The sequence below is a fragment of the Rhizobium sp. LjRoot258 genome, assembly GCF_964254185.1.
GTDB lineage: Bacteria > Pseudomonadota > Alphaproteobacteria > Rhizobiales > Rhizobiaceae > Rhizobium.
Genome location: NZ_CAXUST020000002.1, coordinates 1,158,842 through 1,177,399 on the forward strand (window position 1 = coordinate 1,158,842; position 18,558 = coordinate 1,177,399).

Sequence of the window (18,558 nt, forward strand, 5' to 3'; positions counted from 1 at the left end):
CGGTTACAATTCCTCGGGCCGCTTGCCGCCCATGGCGCTGGTCAGGCGATCGGCGCTGTCGCGTACCATTGGCCCAAACACTGCTACCCTCTCGTCAGTCACGCGCACCGAGGGGCCCGATATCGAGATTCCGGCAATCGTTTCACCGTATTCGTTGAAGATCGGAGCCGCCACGCAGCGCATCCCGACCGTGTGTTCTTCATCATCGAGCGACCAGCCGCGACGGCGGATCTCCTGAATGTCTCGAAGAAGGGCAGGGAGGGTATCTCCCGTCTTGTCGGTGAACTTCTCGAGCGTTCTGCCGGACAAGAGCTGTCCGATTTCCGTGTCCGACCACGTCGACAGAATAGCTTTGCCGATGCCCGAGGCGTGGATCGGCCCGCGTCGGCCGGGCCGAAAGAACGCTCGCATCGGCGCGTGGCTTTCCATCTGCGAAATGAACACGACGTTCCCGTCGTCCTCGATGCCGATATTTGCCGTCTCGCCGCTCTCTTCCATGAGCCGCTTGAGAAACGGCCTGCTGATGATGCCGACCTTGCGATTGCGCAGGAAGGCATTGCCGATCTCGAAGGCACGCAGGCCGATGGTCCACAGGCCCGTGTCACTGTCGTTGATCACCATGCCGTGGGCTGAGAGCGATGTCAGCAGTCGGTGCACGGTTGAGGTCGCCATGCCGGTCTTGTCCGATAGCGCCGTCAGTGTCGATCCATCGGCCTCGGCAACGATCGAAAGCAGCACAAGGCTGCGATCGAGAACCTGAACAGAAGCGGGGGCTGCATTCTCGCCCGCCTTTCGTCCGCGCTTGGCTTTAACCTCCATCATCAGCTCCCATATTCGGCATCGCCCATGCTCTTATAGCACGATAAAATTCTTCCATTGCTTTCGCGTAAGCCATTGAAATATAATCACTCGTATCGAAAGAACTTCGAGGTTTCGCGAAAAAATACGGATGAGAAATGCTCGGTTTCAGGCCAAGCGTTGTAGAGCACAAGAAAAGCCCGGCAAAGGCCGGACTTTGCGAAAACCGGATGAAAAGATTGCTACGGGGACGACTCGAGATTCGATCGCCGCCCTGGTGAATTCGGAGAACCCATGGCTGAGCGAGGACGTGACTTCGCGGATGTTGTCTGTACCGTTCTGGTCGTAGAGAACGCAAGAAGCCGAGGTTTGGCGCCCGTGACAGATCCGGACCACCAAAACGCATTGTTCGTTTTTACGAAGTTGCCCTTGCATACCAAGGGGAGCCGCACGGCGATTCTCGAAAAGGCCGGAGATGTCACTTCGGGAGCGATACACGTATCGCGCTCGATCAGGAGCAAACCGGCAAGCGCGTGTTCGCGAAGCGAGTCGGGATTCACCTTGGTAATCCATAGACCTCGGCAGGCTTCGCTACGCCTTTCAACGCAAAGCTGCCGACCTTTTCGAAATCAGCCTGAACGCGCGATACAAACATCGCGGATGCCAATAGATTACGACCGACATTGTCGCACAGCTTCTCCATGCGAGCTGCTTCGTTGACGGCCTTGCCGATCGCTGTGAAATCCAAGCGGCGAGTGCAACCGATATTGCCGTAAAACACCTCGCCGACATGGAGGACGATATCGATCGGGATCGCCGGCTCCCCAGCGTCGACCCGATTCCAGTTGAGCGTGTCATTGGCGTCCATCGCCTTCCTGGCTGCCGCAAGTGCTCGTTCGCATCCATCGGTCGGATTATCAATCTCTGCCGGAAAAATGGCGAGAAGGCTGTCGCCCATAAACTTCAGAATCTCTCCGCCGGCCTGCTCCACCGGCTGTCCTATGACCTCGAAATGCTGGTTTAGCCATGTCACGATACGATCAGGCGCATAGCGTTCGTTGAGCGACGTGAAATCCTTGAGGTCGGCGAGCAGGATAGCGGAGTAGATAGCCGTTCCGTCGCCACGCTGCGTCTGTCCGTTGAGTATCCGGCCGCTCGTACGGCTACCGGTATAGACGGCGAGCATATCCGTGGCGACACGCAGTGCTGCAATCCGGTAGCAGGCAAGCGCAAGGGCGGGCAAAAACCTGTCCAGGTCGGCGATTTGTCCATCAGAGAAGCCGGTAGGACCGTCACCTGCCAAAGAGAATCCGACACCACCGAGGGCGGTTCCTTCAGGAAAGCCGATGAGCTTCATCACATAGTCGGTCGCTCCATCGTTAGCGAGTTCTTGCAGTAGCGGAAAGGGTTGGGATGCTTCTGAAGGTAGCTTCCAGCGACCGTATAGAAGATCATTCGACAGGAGGTGTGAAATCGGCGATCGCCGAAACATTTCCTCGCCTGCGTCGCCATGCCCCTGAATCTCCACCGAAATGCTTGAGCGCGACCATGTGACCGAGAAACCTCGCTGTAGGGGATCGATAGATGGCATGGCGATTGAGGCTCGGATTAGGGGGTATCCCAGTCGGAGCAGAGCTTGCGCGACACCCTTCAAGATCTCGTCGATACTGTCCGATGACAGGCCTTTGCCGATGATCCAGTCAACCAGTTTCTGCATCTCGCACATTTGGGAATTCCTTGCGAACCCTAAGATCGAGGATAGTGCTAAAGACGTCGGCCGTCTTGCCATAAACCGCTCAGCGATAACTTAGCGCCGGAAGGCAAGCCTCAGATCCTCGTCCGCGCGCAGGATGAGTTTTTGAGGTTTCAGAGCCCTGTGAGGGGCGATGCCAACGAGATGGTGAGGCGTAGATTTTGCACGGCAAGCGCAGTCATAGCCAGAGCGGTTTCTAGGACCCTCTCGCAACGCCGCCGATCTTCGCCGGCGCTGTTTTGTCAGCGCGGCTTCCAGCCACCCCTCGCACCCAAGGATTACAAGTTGCTCTTCGGCATGGGAACGAACGATACGAATGCCCTCCCGAACAACGAGTCCGAAAGATGTCGCACCGATACCCGAGAAGCCGGAACCCGCCGACAAAGAATCCCTATCCCCGCCGGCTGTTCGGCCGGGAGCAAAGGACGAAATAGAAAGTATCTTGACATTAAGAGTATATGCTCCTACATGCGAATTAGTAAGAGCATATGCTCTCATATGAGAACGGAGTAAGGTTATGAGCCAAGCTGAGATACTTGTAAGTGGTGCGACCGGACGGACGGGAGGTGCCGCCATCGATGAATTGCTCAAGATGGGCAAAAGAGTGCGGGCCTACGTGCGCTCGGACGATGAGCGGGCGACGGCCCTTAGGCAGCGGGGAGTTGATATCGCCGTCGGGGACTTCACCAACATCGATGACATCCGGGCCGCCATGGAAGGCATCCGATCTGCCTATTTCCTGCATCCGATCGCGCCGGGGATTCTTGGTGCTGCGTCCAATTTCGCACAGGCCGCGAAGGAAGCGGGCACCACGGCAATCGTCAACATGTCGCAGATTTCGGCGCGTCGGGAGTCGGCGAGCCACGCGGCCCAGGACCATTGGGTCTCCGAGCGGGTCTTCGACTGGTCAGGTGTCCCGACGACGCATCTCCGCCCGACCTTCTTTGCCGATTGGCTCGTCTATCCGCATTTTGCGAAGGAGATTTGGAGCAAGAAGAAGATCGAGTTCCCGTTTGAGAACGGTCGTCATGCGCCCATCGCCACCGATGACCAAGGTCGGGTGATTGCCCATGTTCTCGCTGATCCGCGCGGCCATGAAGGCAAAATCTACCCGCTCCATGGCCCGGTCGAGATGAACCACACCGAGATCGCGGCCGTCATCAGCGAGGTCCTTGGCGCGAAGATCGAATATGCACCAACCTCGATCGAAGCGTTCAAGGACAAGATGGAAAATCTCTACAAGTTCCCGCCTTTCCTCGTGCAGCACCTGATCGAAGTCGCCCAGAACTATCGTGATGGCATCTTCGCGGGCACGAACGATGCGGTCGAGAAGATCACCGGAACGCCGGCACTCTCGGTCCAGCAATTCATCGCCAACAATCGCGCCGCCTTCGCGTGAGCACGGTCAAGGCAAGGAGTCTGAACCGGCGAATACTCAAGGTGAACGTCACCCGTATGACGCGCTCGCCGCTGGCAAGAGCGAGATCATGGCCGACGAGGGAACCGCGCTGCTGAAGAGCACGCTTGCAGCCGAGGTGCCCGGCTACATCACCGCCGCCAGGGTTGCTCTAAACGCTAAGATGGCGGAGACACCACCAGCAGCAGGCCACGAGGTGCGGAGACCTCAGGACTTCGCGCCTCGCGGTACGGGGCGATGAATAGGATTTGAAAGGAAAACGAGATGTTGTCGGCGAACCAACCGCTTGGAATCGATCAATGTAACTGCTCCGCCATGAGAAAGGCGAGCCGACAGATCACGCGGTTCTACGACGGCCATCTTGAGCCCGTCGGGCTGCGTATCACGCAGTTCCTGACACTGGCGGCTCTCGACGAGGCTGACGGTGCCGCTGTCAACGCTCTTGCCGAACGGCTCGACATCGAGCGGACTGCGATGGGAAAGATGGTTGGCTTCCTGGAACGCGACGGGTTCGTCACGATCAAGCCGTCACCCGCGGACGGCCGGGTTCGTATTGTTGAACTCACCGATGAAGGTCGTCGCCTGCATAAGAGCGCGCAGCCGCTCTGGGAGAAGGCGCAGCTAGAATTCGAGCAGTTGAATGGCGCAGCAAACGTCGCAACGCTGCGGCAGGGACTGAGAGAAATCGCAGTCGGCGGCATGGCGACGACCTCTTCCGAAGACTGAACTTCCTTCGATTCGTCAGATTTTCGTGCATCGCTCTATCGGCTGGGCCCGAAGCCGCCACAAATGACACCATCCGGAAGGGCCGCAATAGGGTGGAATGCGGCCCTTGATTTGAGTCCGCACGCACGAACAACCGTACGCTTACGCAGGCATTAGAATAGCGACTCGATGAACACCCACTACATTGCTTATGTTCGTGGCGTGGTCCGTCTTACCCTTTCCGCATGTGTAGTATTCGCCTTCTTTGACGTTAAATTCCCGGTCGGCCTTCTTAATCGTGAACTCACCCGCAGTGATATGGCAAATCATATCCTGCTCCATGACCGATTCGATGTCTTTAGCCCCAGGCTGAAATACTACGTCGACTACGCTGATGCTTTTGATCCCGGTCATATCATCTGACTTCCAGGTGCCCACGTCTACAACTCGAACGCCGGGAGCCATCTCCGTCCCTTCAGTTGGACCATAGTCCCTTGCTCTCGCGGGCGTTACCAGCCCCAACAGAGGCGTCGCGGCGGCGGCCGCGAGACCAAGTGCCAGTGCAGACCGACGACTCATGTCTTCCATGGCTTCCTCCCTGGTTGTGCGGTGCGCGAAATGCACCAGAAAGACTCGGCACCTGAATGAACCGACTGTCAAGTCAATTTGCGACTGTTGATTGTGCTGCAGCACGCTTCGCACTAGCTTTGAATTGTGCTCTGAAGACGCGAGGGCGAACTCGGGACTGCTGGCGCTGATTTAGTGGACACTCGCCTCGGACAACCTCTGGCGCGCCCGGTCTACAAGTTCCTCTTCGCAACGCGCGCCCTCCTTGACGAGAGCCATCAACAGTGCCGCGACCTCAACCGTCGCCTTCCTATCCCGCACGATCCCGTTCTCGCGGCAGAGAGTCTTGAGGGCATATTTGATGAAAAAGAAGTCGAGGAGATGCGGAGGAGCGGAGTGTCGAGTGCCAACGTTATCGAACACTGCTCCCCTCAGAAGCACGCTGTTCTCAGCAGGCCCCGTGCCGAGGTAGTCCTCGTTCACTGCAATCTTCCGCAAACCAGCCTCCGTGTCGTTCGATAGAGCCGTTAACTGCCAAGACGAAGGCAGCGTATCAGATTTAGGCATTGCTAATAAACGGTGCGGTCGGAGTTATCGACAGTTTTATGCGCTTGGCGAAATTTAGTGCGCGAAGTGAGCCTTAAGGGGGGGCGATACACATACTGGTAACCCTCCGGCGGGCGATTCTTGAGCATAGGCTTCTTGATCGCTTTTTGACGCGGCGTAGAAAAACGCCCCCTATCGCTCAGTAGGCCACGCCGCCCGCGAGCGTGCTGCACCCCCCAACAAGCGCCAGATGACTTGTGATCGGGTTCACGCCAATCTGCGGCCGCGGCATAACACGATATCCCCCATACATAAGCAGCTATAGCTCAGTCAGTGGCTCGAGTTCGGGAGGACGTTACAGTTCGGGCCGATGTGTTTGCGGTGCTTCGTCTAGGCCGAACGCTTGTGCACAAGGGGATTGAACGAGCGCACGGCGGAGCAACAAAACGGCGAAAATTCATGAGTCACACTATTAGGAAAAATACACGCAACAGGACTGTTCCAGGGGCAGCGGCAGGACCGTGCGTTTCGTCTCGACACAAAGGAACTCAGTCAAGCCAAAATGCTAAGGACTAGGTCGGCGCGTTTGAAGACATCGATTTTTGGCAGCACCACGACCTGATAGCCAAATAAGGGGAGGGTTGCTTCGAGCCTGCCATGCTCTGCGACGGCGTCGTCAAAGCTATGTCGGCGCTCGGGATCACCTTCGTAGATCTCTCGCCAGGGCGGTGTCAGAAAGACCACTCGATGGTAGCGATAGCTGTTGAGAACCGCCGTCATGTCACTGCCGGTAAGATGCTGTAGGCCTACTGCTGCATCTACGAGGCCACGATCGAAGAATGTCCAGGCTTTCGCATCCTTATGAGCGGCGTAGTCGGACTCTGACGTCTCCAACGCTTGCAAGAGGAAGGCTTCGATCGTCCGCGATATCGGCTGCCTCTTGTCGCGCAGTGCTCGGCTTATACGGATAATGCTCCCAGCACCACCACGGCATCTCGACGGTTTCGATGAGGAAGTGCGCCAAAGAAATGTTGGGGAGGCGGCGCAGTCGCAAGTCTTTGGGCAAATAGGATCGATTTCCTAGACCAGCGGACTGAGAAACCCCTTATCGGAAATTGGGAAGAATTCCTGGTCGAATTGGAAATGACGCGCTCTTTCATTTAGGCACACTCAGTTCGAAACCGATTATGCCAAAAATCTTGAAGATCTTTATTTCCATAGTGCGGGAATTATTCCCAAAAAATAATTGCCAATCTCTCCTTGTGGATTATCGTCTCATCGAAACAGGGAGGAATGATCATGGTCAAGATGCGTGCTGTCGACGCTGCCGTCCACGTGCTGGAGAAGGAGGGGGTCGATTGCGCCTTCGGCGTCCCGGGGGCAGCGATCAATCCATTCTACTCGGCCCTGAAGGCGCGCGGATCGATCCGCCATATCCTTGCCCGCCACGTCGAGGGCGCGTCTCACATGGCCGAGGGCTTTACCCGCGCCGAGCATGGCAATATCGGCATCTGTATCGGCACGTCGGGCCCGGCGGGAACGGATATGATCACCGGCCTCTACTCGGCTTCCGCCGACTCCATTCCGATCCTTTGCATCACCGGTCAGGCGCCGCGTGCACGTCTCGACAAGGAGGATTTCCAGGCCGTCGACATTGCCTCGATCGCAGCACCCGTCACGAAATGGGCCGTCACCGTGATGGAACCGGCGCTTGTTCCCTTCGTCTTTCAAAAGGCCTTTCATATCATGCGCTCCGGGCGTCCAGGCCCCGTCCTGATCGACCTTCCGCTGGACGTCCAACTGGCCGAGATCGACTTCGATCCGGAAACCTATTCGCCGCTACGGCCGTACAGGCCCGAAGCGACGCGGGCACAGGCCGAGAAGGCCATTGCCATGCTGAACGAGGCCGAGCGGCCATTGATTGTCGCCGGCGGCGGCATCATCAACGCCGACGCTTCCGACCTTCTGGTCGAATTCGCGGAGATTACCGGCGTCCCCGTCATTCCGACATTGATGGGGTGGGGCGCGATCCCCGACGACCACCCTTTGATGGCCGGCATGTGCGGTCTGCAGACCTCACACCGTTATGGTAACGCCACTCTGCTTGCCTCAGACTTCGTGTTGGGCGTCGGAAATCGCTGGGCAAACCGCCACACTGGCAATGTCTCGACCTATACCGAGGGACGCAAGTTCGTTCATGTCGATATCGAGCCGACGCAGATCGGTCGCGTCTTCGCACCCGATTTCGGGATCGTCTCGGACGCAGGCGCCGCCCTTAAACTGTTCCTCGATGTCGCGACAGAATGGAAGGCTGCCGGAAAGCTCCGCGACTGGTCGGCCTGGGTACAGCAATGCCGTGAGCGCAAGCGCACGATGCTGCGTAAGACGCATTTCGATCAAATCCCGCTGAAGCCGCAACGTGTCTACGAGGAGATGAACAAGGTCTTTGGTCGGCAGACCTGTTATGTCACCACAATCGGGCTCAGCCAAATCGCCGGCGCGCAGTTCCTGCACGTCTACAAGCCGCGCAATTGGATCAACTGCGGGCAGGCGGGGCCGCTTGGCTGGACGCTGCCGGCAGCTCTCGGCGTCCGTGCGGCCGATCCGAAGCGTCCAATCGTCGCTTTGTCTGGTGACTACGACTTCCAGTTCATGATCGAGGAGTTGGCGGTCGGCGCCCAGCACAAGCTGCCTTACCTGCACGTGGTGGTGAACAACTCCTATCTCGGCCTGATCCGTCAGGCGCAGCGCGGCTTCGACATGGATTTCGAAGTGAGCCTCGCCTTCGACAACATCAACGCAACCGGCGACGCCGAGAGGGGCTACGGCGTCGACCACGTGGCTGTCGCTGAAGGATTGGGCTGCAAGGCGATACGGGTTCGCAGCGCAGACGAATTCGCCGATGCCTTCGGTCGCGCAAAGGCGCTGATGGAGGAGTTCCAGGTTCCTGTCGTCATCGAATTCATCCTGGAACGAGTAACCAATATCGCCATGGGCACGGATATCAACGCGGTTGTTGAATTCGAGGAGCTTGCCGCTCGCGGTGAGGATGCTCCGACCGCCATCACCCTGTTTCTGGATTGAGCCTATTGCCGAGGAGGAACCGAATGCAGCGTTTTGCCGCAAACCTGACCATGCTCTTCAACGAAGTGTCGTTCCTCGACCGCTTCGCGCTGGCCGCCAAAGCCGGGTTCGAAGGCGTGGAGTATCTCTTTCCCTATGAATTCGACAAGGCGCAGCTACGCCAAGCGTTGGACGAGAACGACCTGATACAGGCCCTGCACAATCTGCCGGCTGGTGATTGGTCGCGTGGAGAGCGCGGGATCGCAGTCCTGCCGGACCGCATCGATGAGTTCAGGAGAGGCGTTGCTAGCGCAATCGACTATGCAACGGCGCTTGGCTGCCGGCAGGTCAACTGCCTCGCTGGCATTGCGCCGGCAGAACTTTCCGAGGACGTTTTGCGCACGACCTTCATCGCCAACCTCACCTTCGCCGCAGGCGAATTGGGAAAGCACGGCATTCGACTGTTGATCGAGCCGATCAATCGCTTCGATATTCCCGGCTTCTATCTCGAAACCGTTAAACAGGCCGCATCCCTGATCGAGGACGTCGGCAGCGACAATCTCTTTATCCAGTATGACCTTTATCACCAGCAACGCACCAGGGGCGAACTGATTGGCACCTATCAGCGCCATGCGGCGCTGATCCGCCATATTCAGCTCGCCGACAATCCAGGGCGGCACGAACCGGGCACAGGCGAGATCAACTATCCCGTCGTCTTCGATGCGCTGGAGGCAGCTGGCTACGGCGGCTGGATCGGTTGCGAATACAAGCCGCGTACGACGACCGCAGAAGGGTTGAGTTGGTTCGGCATCGAGCACCGGCTGACGCAATCGGCAGACATCAGCAAGATCAGGAGCTAAGCCAGATGGCAACAATCGGTTTCATCGGACTGGGTATCATGGGCACGCCAATGGCGCGCCACCTTCAAGATGCCGGCCATAAGATCGTCACCTCGAAGTTTTCCATTCCGCCACGCCAGGAGCTCATCGGCAACGGATTGGAGTTCGTCGAGACGCCCGAGGCGCTGGCGCAAGCGACCGACACAATTATCCTGATGCTGCCGGACACGCCGGAGGTCAAGGATGTGCTCTTCGGGGAAAACGGTGTCGTCAATGGCCTTGGCAAGGGCAAGCTGGTGATCGACATGAGCTCCATCTCGCCGATCGAGACCAGGGCGTTCGCCCACAAGGTCCGCACGACCGGCGCTGAATACGTCGATGCGCCGGTTTCCGGCGGCGAGGTTGGCGCGCTAAATGCGACGCTCAGCATCATGGCCGGCGGTACTCAGGAATCCTTCGACCGCGCTTTGCCGCTGTTCAAGCTGATGGGGAAGAACATTACGCTGGTCGGCGATTGTGGCGATGGGCAGGTCACCAAGGTCGCCAACCAGATCATCGTCGCGCTGACCATCGAGGCGGTCTGCGAAGCCCTTGTCTTTGCATCCAAGGCGGGCGCCGATCCGGCCCGTGTGCGTGAGGCCCTGATGGGCGGATTTGCCTCCTCGCGTATCCTCGAAGTGCATGGTGAGCGGATGATCAAGCGCACCTTCGATCCGGGTTTCCGTATCTCACTGCACCAGAAGGATCTCAACCTGGCACTACAGGGCGCCAAGTCGCTTGGTATTTCGCTGCCGAATACGGCTTCGACGCAGGAACTCTTTAATATCTGTGCGGCCAATGGCGACGGCGGTCTCGATCACTCCGGCCTGGTGCGTGCGCTGGAGCGCATGGCGAACCACAACGTGGCTTGATGGGCAGGGAAACAAGGATGGCAGCGCTTGAGGATGATAACCGTACGTTTCTCGCATCACTCTTCGGCGCGGCCGTCAAGGCGGCTGATCCGGATGCTGCCATCGCAGCCAACCTTCCCGCAAGGCCTTTCGGCCGAACGGTCGTCGTTGGGGCGGGGAAGGGCGCCGCGCAGATGGCGCATGCCTTCGAGAAGCATTGGAACGGCCCCTTGAGCGGGGCCGTCGTCACTCGATACGGCTTCGGAGTGCAATGCGAGCGCATCGATGTTCTCGAGGCCGCCCACCCGGTCCCCGATCTCAATGGCGCGAAGGCATCGCAACGACTGCTCAGCGACGTCAGCGGTCTGACAGCTGACGATCTGGTCGTGGCGCTGATTTGCGGCGGCGGTTCCGCATTGCTGCCCGCGCCGCCCGGTGATCTGACGCTGGCGGAGGAGGCCGCCGTCAATCGCGCCTTGCTTACCTGCGGTGCGCCGATAAGCGCCATGAACACCGTTCGAAAGCATGTGTCTGCTATAAAGGGCGGGCGGCTTGCCGCCGCAGCCTATCCCGCCCGGGTCGTATCGCTGGTCGTCTCGGATGTTCCCGGTGATGATCCGGCCATCGTCTCCTCGGGGCCGACAATAGCCGACGCAAGCACCCAGGCTGACGCACTCAGGATCATCGAACGGTATAATCTGTCGTTGCCGGAGAGGGTGATGGCCTGGCTCGTAAGCGATGCCGCGGCGGCTCCCAGACCGGAAGATCCCGCTTTTGCGCGAAATGACGTCCGGCTGATCGCCTCGGCGTCCGTTTCCTTGGAAGCGGCGGCCGCGCAGGCGCGCGCTGCCGGCATCCATGCCGTGATCCTCTCCGACGCGATCGAAGGGGAAGCCCGTGAAGTCGCGCGGGTACATGCGGCAATCGCCCGTGAAGTCGCGACCAAGAGCCGCCCCTTCGCCAAGCCGGTCGTCATCCTGTCCGGCGGCGAAACGACCGTGACCATCAGGGGCGACGGCAGGGGCGGACGCAATAGCGAGTTCCTGCTGTCTCTTGCCCTTGATATCGACGGCGTCCAAGGTATCTGCGCCCTTGCGGCAGATACCGACGGAATCGATGGTTCAGAAGACAATGCCGGCGCCTTCGCAGATGGGCAGACCATCGCGCGACTGCGCCAGCTGCGGATGGATGGCGCAGAACACCTCCATCGAAACGATGCCTGGACGGCCTTCAATGCGCTTTCGGATATCTTCAAGCCCGGACCGACAGGCACGAATGTCAACGACTTCCGGGCGATCCTCGTTCGCTAGATTTCACTGCGGATGCATTGCCCGCGGCTTGCTTCGGCTGACCTGTGGCAAACAGTCGCGCGGACGGATCGCGCTGGACAGGCATATGACGAGATGCTTGCATGCCGTCGGCTGAGGGGCCGATGTGGGGACATCATCATGGATATCCGAAATCTCCTTGCGGGTTGGCAAGGGGTGTTAGAATGCGTTGCCGCCGAAAGGAGGCGACCAATCCAGCTTGTTCAGTTTCCTCCCGAGCCCAGCTCGCTCGCAGCATCGGTATCGATTACCGGAAAACCCGCCATCGAAAGGAATTCACGCATGACGCAAGGAAGCTTTGGCTTTCCGCCTGCGGATCTTCGACTACGTGCCCTAGGGGAAATTCATGCGCGACCCTATGCGCTCGTTCAGGCGCCACGTGTCATATTCCAGTTGGCCTTTCTGACGGAGAGCGCGGGCGACAACGACCACGAGATGCTTGCCGATCTTTCCCGTTCCAGCGGCGTTGCTCCGCCCGCCCGCGAAACCAGTCATCATGCGATAAGCTGGGGCCAGGGTACGCTGCGCTGGGAACGCCACACTGAGTTTTCAACCTACTTTTGGGACTGCCCGGCTCCGGAAAGGTTTGGTGCGCCGATCGCCGTTCACCCCTTCGGTGACAGTTTTTCGCCGCCAGGCCCCTTCATATCAGGGATTCGTCTGGAAATCCGGCCTGACACGCCTGATACCGCGCAGGAGATATCCGTCTTCGATCCGACCAGCCTTTGCCGGAGCGAACTGAGAAACGGCCAGGCGACGATCCTTACCGATTTCCGCCAGGACGGCGACGGATTGACGAAATTTTTGGTCATCGATCGCGGTATGTCGGACAGCGCGCGCGGTGCACTGGTCCAGCGCCTTCTCGACATCGAGACATATCGCACGCTTGCAATGGTGGGCCTGCCGCTTGCGCAGTCGCTCTCGCCTGAAATCCGCCAGATCGAGTCCGGCCTGACCGCAATTACGCAGCGAATGAAGCTGCACGCTCGCGAGGAGGCGGATCAGATGCTCTCGGAGATAACGCGTCTGGCGGCCGAGCTGGAGGCGAACGCGGCGCTCAGCCTTTATCGGTTCGGAGCCAGCCGCGCCTATTATGACATTGTTCAGGAACGCATTCGCGCGCTCGCAGAGACCGCGATGCCCGGCAGCGAGACGCTTGGCTCTTTCCTGGAGCGGCGACTGGCTCCGGCCATGCGAACCTGCCAGTCGGTCGAGGAGCGTCAGGCCAACCTTTCGCGCAAGCTGGCCCGGGCCACAGCTTTGTTGCGAAGCTGGATCGACGTCGAACTCGAGCGTATCAATACGACGGTGCTAAATTCGATGGATCGTCGGGCCCAGCTGCAGTTACGTCTGCAGCAGACGGTGGAGGGCCTCTCGGTGGCGGCAATCTCCTATTATGTCGTCGGGCTCTTCGGCTATGTGGCAAAAGGTGCACACAATGTTGGCTTCGAGGTCTCTCCCGAGACGCTGACCGGCTTTTCCGTTCCGATCGTCGTTGCCGGCATGTGGCTCGTCGTGCGAAGCATCCGGCGAAGACATGCCGAAGAGGACAAGCATTGACGTTTTGCGCCGTGCAAGATGCGGCAATCCGGTCAGGCCTACCTGCGCCGGCCACAACCAACGTCGCGCGTCAGGTCTCGTCTGTCGAGCACTCGTAAAGAACGCTGCCGGTTGCAGCATCGACGCCGCTCAGGCTGACGTCGTAGCCCCAGAGGTGGCGAATGTGACCCAGCGTGGCATCACGGGTGCTTTCTTCCAGAAGGATGCCGTTCTTGACATTATGTTGCAGACGAAGCTGTCGGTCGCCAAGTAGGTCGACGTCGATCACTTGGATATCAGGCTGTCTGGCACCGACATCGTAGCTGCGGGCAAGCGCGGAGCGGATCGTGGAATAGCCACGTTCGTTGTGGATTGAGGCTACTTCGCAATAGCTGTCGGTGGCGCGATCCGAGAGCAGAAACAATCGGAACTTGCGGATGATTGCCGGGCTTAGATATTGCAGCATGAAGGACTCATCCCGGTGGTTCGCCCAGGCGTCAAGCAAGGTTCCGCGCCAATCGCCATTGCCGGCAAACGAGGGAAACCAGTCGCGATCCTCCGCCGTCGGTTCCATGCAGATGCGCTCGATATCCTGCATCATCGCGAAACCCAAGGCATAGGGGTTTATGCCCGGAAAGCGGGGATCGTCAAAGGCTGGCTGAAACACCACATTGGAGTGGCTCTTCAGCAGTTCCAGCATCGCCCCTTCGCTGATCCTGCCTTGATCGAAGAGCCGGTTGATGATCGTGTAGTGCACGAAGGTCGCACAGCCCTCGTTCATCACCTTGGTTTGGCGCTGCGGATAGAAGTACTGCGCGATGACGCGCACGATCCGAAGAATTTCCCGTTGCCAGGGATCGAGGATGAGGCTGTGCTTTTCGAGAAAGTAGAGCAGGTTCTCCTCTGGAAGGTTGAGAACCTTCTTGCGTTCCGATGCGTCGCGTTCGGCATCCTCCGGATTACGATGTTCCGCTGCCAGTGGTAGCGTGCGCCACAAATCGCTGTAGGTTTGCTCTTCATATTCCAGTCGCTCGCGGGCGCGTTCCCTGACTTTTTCGGAGGAAAGGCGCGGCGGGCGACGATAGCGAAAGACGCCTTGGTCCATCAAGGCGTGGGCGGAATCGATGATCGCCTCAACGGCGCTCAATCCATGCCGTTCCTCGCACTTGGCAATGTATTTCTTGGCGAAGTCCATGTAGCTCAAAATGGCGCCGGCGTCGGTCCATTGGCGGAACAGATAGTTGTTCTTGAAAAAATGATTGTGGCCGAACGCCGCATGCGCGGTCACGAGCGCCTGCATCGCCATGGTGTTTTCTTCCATGAGATAGGTGATGCAGGGATTGGAATTGATGACGAGTTCATAGGCGAGACCGCGCTGTCCCTTACGATACAGGTGATCCTCGAAGATGAAGTGCTTGCCGAAGGACCAGTGCTGGTACATCAGCGGCATGCCGACTGAGGAATAGGCGTCCAGCATCTGCTCCGAGGAGATGATCTCCAGCTGGTTGGGGTAGACGTCCAATCCCAACTCATCGAGCGCAATGGTCTCGATGGCATCGTATGCGCGCGAAAGGGTCGCGAAATTCCAGTCGGAACCGTCAAACAGCAGGCCTGAACTCGAGCGTCTCGCCATTCGGTCGTCCCTTACTTGCGCGTGCGCATGGCAGGCTGTCGGCTAAAGAGCTTGCGGAAAACCGGATAGATATCTGCTGGTCTGGAGATCCGCGTCATCTGGAAATTCGGCACCGCCCCATCGACGGTGCGATAGGCGCGCCACAGCGACGTGCCGTTGTCGGTTGTTCCAAAGATCTCCGTTTCGCGCTCGTCGATGATCTCGACATAAGCATAATATTGGCAAAGACGCATCAGGTGGTCGCGCAGCAGTGCCGCACAACGCTCAGAATCGCCGCTGATGTTGTCGCCGTCCGAAGCCTGAGCGGCATAGATGTTCCACAAATGCGCCGGATACCGCTCCTCGATCACACGAAGCATTTCCTCAAGGGCCGTGGAAACCACCGTGCCGCCGCTCTGCTTGCTGTAGAAGAACGTCTCCTCGTCGACCTCGCGCGCCTCGTCGGTGTGGCGGATGAAGACGATATCGATCCGCTCGTAGCGGCGGGTCAAAAACAGGTGGAGCAGCACGAAGAAGCGTTTGGCAAGATCCTTTTCACGCTCGCCCATCGATGCCGAAACGTCCATTAGGCAGAACATCACGGCGCTGGCATTGGGCAGCGGCTGCCGCTCGAAGCGGTTGAAGCGAATGTCGACCGGATCGACATAGGAAATGCGCCGACGCCTGCGCTCCAACTGCTCCAGTTCCTCGCGCAGCGCCTGCAGGCGCCGCCGGTTCGGCACCGACAGATTCTCCTCGGATTCCAGGGCGGCGATCTCGTCCGCAAGCGCTTTCACCGCCGCTTCGCTCGGTCGCTGCAAGGCGATGCGGCGGCCGTAGCTGTTGCGCATGGTGCGCCCGACATTGATGTTGGTGGGCGTACCGGCCGTGCTGAAGCCGACGCGGTGCGGCTTGTAGGTCACCGTTTCCTTCAGGTTCAGCTTGACCATATCGGGCAGCTCAAGGTCCTCGAAGAAAAGGTCGAGAACCTCGTCCCGGGATAGAATGAACTGAAAATCATCCTCACTCTCGCCGCGGCCGGCGCCGCGGCCTCCGCCGCCGCCACTGCCTTGCGGTCGTGACAGCTTGTCTCCGGCCATATATTCCTTGTTGCCCGGAAGAATATACTCACGCTCACCGCTGCCGGAGGCAGGCTGAAAGGTCGGCTCTCCTGCGCCACGCTTCGGCATCGGGACGCCATGGGCAGCATCCACGTCGGCAATCTTATCGGACTTGACCTGTTCCTTGATTGCCCGCTTGAGCTCGTCGCGGGCGCGCTTTAGGAAACGTTGCCGGTTGCCGAGGCTCTTATCCTTCGGGTTGAGCCGGCGGTCGATGAAATTCGGCATCTGCCAATCCCCAGGTTCGGCATCGTCAACCGGCCTTGTTGACCCTCATGTACCAATCGACCAGCCGCCGGACCTGGCGAACCGTGTAGCCACGCTGCGTCATGCGCTGGACAAATTCGGCATGCTGCTTTTCCGTCGAGCTGTCCTTCTTGGAGCCGAAGCTGATGACCGGCAGGAGATCTTCGACCTGGCCGAACATGCGCTTCTCGATCACTTCGCGAAGCTTTTCATAGCTCGTCCAGGAGGGATTGCGCCCATGGTTCCTAGCACGGGCGCGAAGCGTAAACTTCACGACCTCGTTGCGGAAGTCCTTCGGATTGGCGATGCCGGCGGGCTTCTCGATCTGCGACAACTCGCTGTCGAGAATTTCGCGGTTGAGGATTTGGCCGGTGTCGTAGTCCTTGAAGTCCTGATCTTCCAGCCATGCATCAGCGTACGCGATGTAGCGGTCGAACAGGTTTTGGCCATACTCGCTATAGGATTCCAGGTAGGCCTTCTGGATTTCATGGCCGATGAATTCTGCGTAACGCGCAGCAAGCTCCGATTTGATGAAATCGAGGTAGCGCGCCTCGGTTTCCTTGGCAAACTGTTCGCGTCGGATTGCCTGTTCCATGATGTACATCAGATGCACTGGGTCGGCGGCCACCTCCTTGGTATCGTAGTTGAAGGTTTCTGAAAGAACCTTGAAGGCGAAGCGGGTGCTAATACCGGTCATGCCTTCATCAACGCCGGCTGCATCGCGATACTCCTGAACCGACTTGGCTTTGGGATCGGTGTCCTTCAGGTTCTCGCCGTCATACACGCGCATCTTCGTGTAGAGCGGTGAGTTCTCATGGAGGTGGAGGCGTGTTGCAACCGTGAAGCGGCTGAGATTCTCGAGCACTTCGGGGGCACATGGGCTCTTTGCCAGTTCGCTCTCTCGAAGCAGCTTCTCGTAGATCTGCCGCTCCTCGGTGACCCGCAGGCAATACGGCACCTTGACGACGAGGATGCGGTCCAGGAATGCCTCGTTGTTCTTGTTGTTCTTGAATTGCAGCCACTCGGACTCGTTGGAGTGAGCGACGACAATCCCCTGGAACGGGAAGGCGCCAAAGTTCTCGGTGCCGTTATAGCTGCCTTCCTGCGTGGCGGTCAGCAGCGGGTGCAATACCTTGATGGGCGCCTTGAACATTTCGACGAACTCGAGGAGCCCTTGTGTCGTCCTGTTTAGTCCGCCACTGTAGGAATAGGCATCCGGATCGGCCTGACTGAAATGTTCGAGCTGGCGGATGTCCACCTTGCCGACGAGCGCAGACACATCCTGGTTGTTCTCGTCGCCAGGCTCGGTCTTGGCGATCGAAATCTGTCGCAGACGGGAGGGCGTCAGCTTGACGACGCTGAACTTCGAGATATCGCCGCCAATCTCGTCGAGCCGTTTCGTTGCCCAAGGCGAAATCAGGCCCGTGAGACGGCGCCGCGCAATCCCGTACTTGTCTTCCAAGAGACCCGCCATCCGTTCCGGATGGAAGAGGCCGAGAGGAGATTCGAAGACGGGGCTGATTTTGCCATTGACGGCCAGGGTGTAGATCGGGCGCTGCTCCATGAGCCTTTTGAGGCGCTCGGCAAGCGACGACTTGCCGCCCCCGACAGGCCCAAGGAGATAGAGGATTTGCTTGCGTTCCTCGAGCCCTTGCGCGGCGTATCTGAAGTAGCCGACGATCCGCTCGATGGTATCCTCCATGCCGTAGAAATCAGCGAAGGACGGATAAATCTTGACTGTGCGGTTGGCGAAAATCCGGCCCAACCGCTCATCGGCGCTCGTATCAATCAGCGTCGGCTCGCCGATCGCCTCGACCATTCGCTCTTGCGCGGTCGCATAAAGGCTTTTGTCATCGCGGCAGGCTAGTAGGTATTCTTGTAGGCTCAGTTCTTCTTGCGCGGCGCTTGTGTAAATTTCCGAGAAAAGATCAAAGACGTCGCTTTCACCCTTTTGCATGATGTTCTCCCGCGGCCGGTTGATTAAGACGGGATTGCCGCCCTGTCGGCGCGCTCACTGAAAAAACGGCACAACCTAATATTCGTTCCTTCAAAGACTTACAGGAATTCGAAATTGGCTCGGGATGGCCATGTAGCATCTCATCGTCTCCATTTTCGCGCCAGATCGCGACTCAAA

15 protein-coding genes are annotated in these 18,558 nt (G+C 58.6%); 7 read left to right on the forward strand and 8 right to left on the reverse strand.

Annotation, left to right across the window (positions count from 1 at the left end):
• Positions 1 to 3: 3 nt before the first annotated feature.
• Positions 4 to 822: an IclR family transcriptional regulator gene (locus ACSQ9D_RS26255; RefSeq protein ID WP_436284773.1), complete on the reverse strand. Its 819-nt coding sequence runs from the start codon at positions 820 to 822 to the stop codon at positions 4 to 6.
• Between the two features lie 532 nt (positions 823 to 1,354).
• Positions 1,355 to 2,524: an adenylate/guanylate cyclase domain-containing protein gene (locus tag ACSQ9D_RS26260; RefSeq protein WP_436284774.1), complete on the reverse strand. Its 1,170-nt coding sequence runs from the start codon at positions 2,522 to 2,524 to the stop codon at positions 1,355 to 1,357.
• 544 nt (positions 2,525 to 3,068) lie between these two features.
• Here ACSQ9D_RS26260 and ACSQ9D_RS26265 point away from each other — a divergent pair.
• Together ACSQ9D_RS26265 and ACSQ9D_RS26270 are read left to right on the forward strand one after the other, a co-directional pair.
• Positions 3,069 to 3,950 carry an NmrA family NAD(P)-binding protein gene (locus ACSQ9D_RS26265; protein ID WP_436284775.1) on the forward strand — a complete coding sequence of 294 codons (882 nt, stop codon included), beginning with the start codon at positions 3,069 to 3,071 and terminating at the stop codon, positions 3,948 to 3,950.
• Positions 3,951 to 4,232: 282 nt separating this feature from the next.
• Positions 4,233 to 4,694, forward strand: coding sequence for a MarR family winged helix-turn-helix transcriptional regulator (locus tag ACSQ9D_RS26270; protein WP_436284776.1), 462 nt, complete (start codon positions 4,233 to 4,235; stop codon positions 4,692 to 4,694).
• Positions 4,695 to 4,835: 141 nt separating this feature from the next.
• Here ACSQ9D_RS26270 and ACSQ9D_RS26275 read toward each other — a convergent pair whose 3' ends face one another.
• The 3 genes from ACSQ9D_RS26275 to ACSQ9D_RS26285 form a co-directional block, all read right to left on the reverse strand.
• Positions 4,836 to 5,261, reverse strand: a complete 426-nt coding sequence (locus ACSQ9D_RS26275; protein WP_436284777.1) for a hypothetical protein — start codon at positions 5,259 to 5,261, stop codon at positions 4,836 to 4,838.
• Between the two features lie 171 nt (positions 5,262 to 5,432).
• Entirely contained in the window at positions 5,433 to 5,723 is a 291-nt protein-coding gene (locus tag ACSQ9D_RS26280) for a hypothetical protein (protein ID WP_436284778.1), read from the reverse strand.
• Positions 5,724 to 6,338: 615 nt separating this feature from the next.
• Positions 6,339 to 6,863 (reverse strand): AAA family ATPase, encoded by a 525-nt coding sequence (locus ACSQ9D_RS26285; RefSeq protein WP_436285179.1) that lies wholly within the window; start codon positions 6,861 to 6,863, stop codon positions 6,339 to 6,341.
• A gap of 222 nt (positions 6,864 to 7,085) precedes the next feature.
• Here ACSQ9D_RS26285 and gcl point away from each other — a divergent pair, with 222 nt between their 5' ends.
• The 5 genes from gcl (at position 7,086) to ACSQ9D_RS26310 (ending at position 13,466) form a co-directional block, all read left to right on the forward strand.
• A complete protein-coding gene (gcl, locus tag ACSQ9D_RS26290; protein ID WP_436284779.1) occupies positions 7,086 to 8,870 on the forward strand; it encodes a glyoxylate carboligase in 1,785 nt (594 codons plus the stop codon).
• A gap of 23 nt (positions 8,871 to 8,893) precedes the next feature.
• Positions 8,894 to 9,709 (forward strand): hydroxypyruvate isomerase, encoded by an 816-nt coding sequence (gene hyi, locus ACSQ9D_RS26295; RefSeq protein ID WP_436284780.1) that lies wholly within the window; start codon positions 8,894 to 8,896, stop codon positions 9,707 to 9,709.
• Positions 9,710 to 9,714: 5 nt separating this feature from the next.
• Entirely contained in the window at positions 9,715 to 10,599 is an 885-nt protein-coding gene (locus ACSQ9D_RS26300; protein WP_436284781.1) for a 2-hydroxy-3-oxopropionate reductase, read from the forward strand.
• 17 nt (positions 10,600 to 10,616) lie between these two features.
• Positions 10,617 to 11,888 (forward strand): glycerate kinase type-2 family protein, encoded by a 1,272-nt coding sequence (locus ACSQ9D_RS26305; protein WP_436284782.1) that lies wholly within the window; start codon positions 10,617 to 10,619, stop codon positions 11,886 to 11,888.
• Between the two features lie 300 nt (positions 11,889 to 12,188).
• A complete protein-coding gene (locus ACSQ9D_RS26310) occupies positions 12,189 to 13,466 on the forward strand; it encodes a DUF3422 family protein (protein ID WP_436284783.1) in 1,278 nt (425 codons plus the stop codon).
• 70 nt (positions 13,467 to 13,536) lie between these two features.
• Here ACSQ9D_RS26310 and ACSQ9D_RS26315 read toward each other — a convergent pair whose 3' ends face one another.
• Genes ACSQ9D_RS26315 through ACSQ9D_RS26325 form a run of 3 tightly spaced genes read right to left on the reverse strand, consistent with a single transcriptional unit; the run spans position 13,537 to position 18,381 of the window.
• Complete coding sequence (locus ACSQ9D_RS26315; RefSeq protein WP_436284784.1) at positions 13,537 to 15,078, reverse strand: SpoVR family protein; 1,542 nt, start codon at positions 15,076 to 15,078, stop codon at positions 13,537 to 13,539.
• 11 nt (positions 15,079 to 15,089) lie between these two features.
• A complete protein-coding gene (locus tag ACSQ9D_RS26320) occupies positions 15,090 to 16,406 on the reverse strand; it encodes a YeaH/YhbH family protein (RefSeq protein ID WP_436284785.1) in 1,317 nt (438 codons plus the stop codon).
• Positions 16,407 to 16,431: 25 nt separating this feature from the next.
• Positions 16,432 to 18,381 carry a PrkA family serine protein kinase gene (locus tag ACSQ9D_RS26325; RefSeq protein ID WP_037119014.1) on the reverse strand — a complete coding sequence of 650 codons (1,950 nt, stop codon included), beginning with the start codon at positions 18,379 to 18,381 and terminating at the stop codon, positions 16,432 to 16,434.
• Positions 18,382 to 18,558 lie beyond the last annotated feature (177 nt).

Bases quoted from the DNA above. Each gene is read 5' to 3' on its own strand.
- ACSQ9D_RS26255 (WP_436284773.1), bottom strand. From the start codon at position 822: ATGATGGAGGTTAAAGCCAAGCGCGGACGAAAGGCGGGCGAGAATGCA.
- ACSQ9D_RS26260 (WP_436284774.1), bottom strand. From the start codon at position 2,524: ATGTGCGAGATGCAGAAACTGGTTGACTGGATCATCGGCAAAGGCCTG.
- ACSQ9D_RS26265 (WP_436284775.1), top strand. From the start codon at position 3,069: ATGAGCCAAGCTGAGATACTTGTAAGTGGTGCGACCGGACGGACGGGA.
- ACSQ9D_RS26270 (WP_436284776.1), top strand. From the start codon at position 4,233: ATGTTGTCGGCGAACCAACCGCTTGGAATCGATCAATGTAACTGCTCC.
- ACSQ9D_RS26275 (WP_436284777.1), bottom strand. From the start codon at position 5,261: ATGGAAGACATGAGTCGTCGGTCTGCACTGGCACTTGGTCTCGCGGCC.
- gcl (WP_436284779.1), top strand. From the start codon at position 7,086: ATGGTCAAGATGCGTGCTGTCGACGCTGCCGTCCACGTGCTGGAGAAG.
- hyi (WP_436284780.1), top strand. From the start codon at position 8,894: ATGCAGCGTTTTGCCGCAAACCTGACCATGCTCTTCAACGAAGTGTCG.
- ACSQ9D_RS26300 (WP_436284781.1), top strand. From the start codon at position 9,715: ATGGCAACAATCGGTTTCATCGGACTGGGTATCATGGGCACGCCAATG.
- ACSQ9D_RS26305 (WP_436284782.1), top strand. From the start codon at position 10,617: ATGGCAGCGCTTGAGGATGATAACCGTACGTTTCTCGCATCACTCTTC.
- ACSQ9D_RS26310 (WP_436284783.1), top strand. From the start codon at position 12,189: ATGACGCAAGGAAGCTTTGGCTTTCCGCCTGCGGATCTTCGACTACGT.
- ACSQ9D_RS26315 (WP_436284784.1), bottom strand. From the start codon at position 15,078: ATGGCGAGACGCTCGAGTTCAGGCCTGCTGTTTGACGGTTCCGACTGG.
- ACSQ9D_RS26320 (WP_436284785.1), bottom strand. From the start codon at position 16,406: ATGCCGAATTTCATCGACCGCCGGCTCAACCCGAAGGATAAGAGCCTC.
- ACSQ9D_RS26325 (WP_037119014.1), bottom strand. From the start codon at position 18,381: ATGCAAAAGGGTGAAAGCGACGTCTTTGATCTTTTCTCGGAAATTTAC.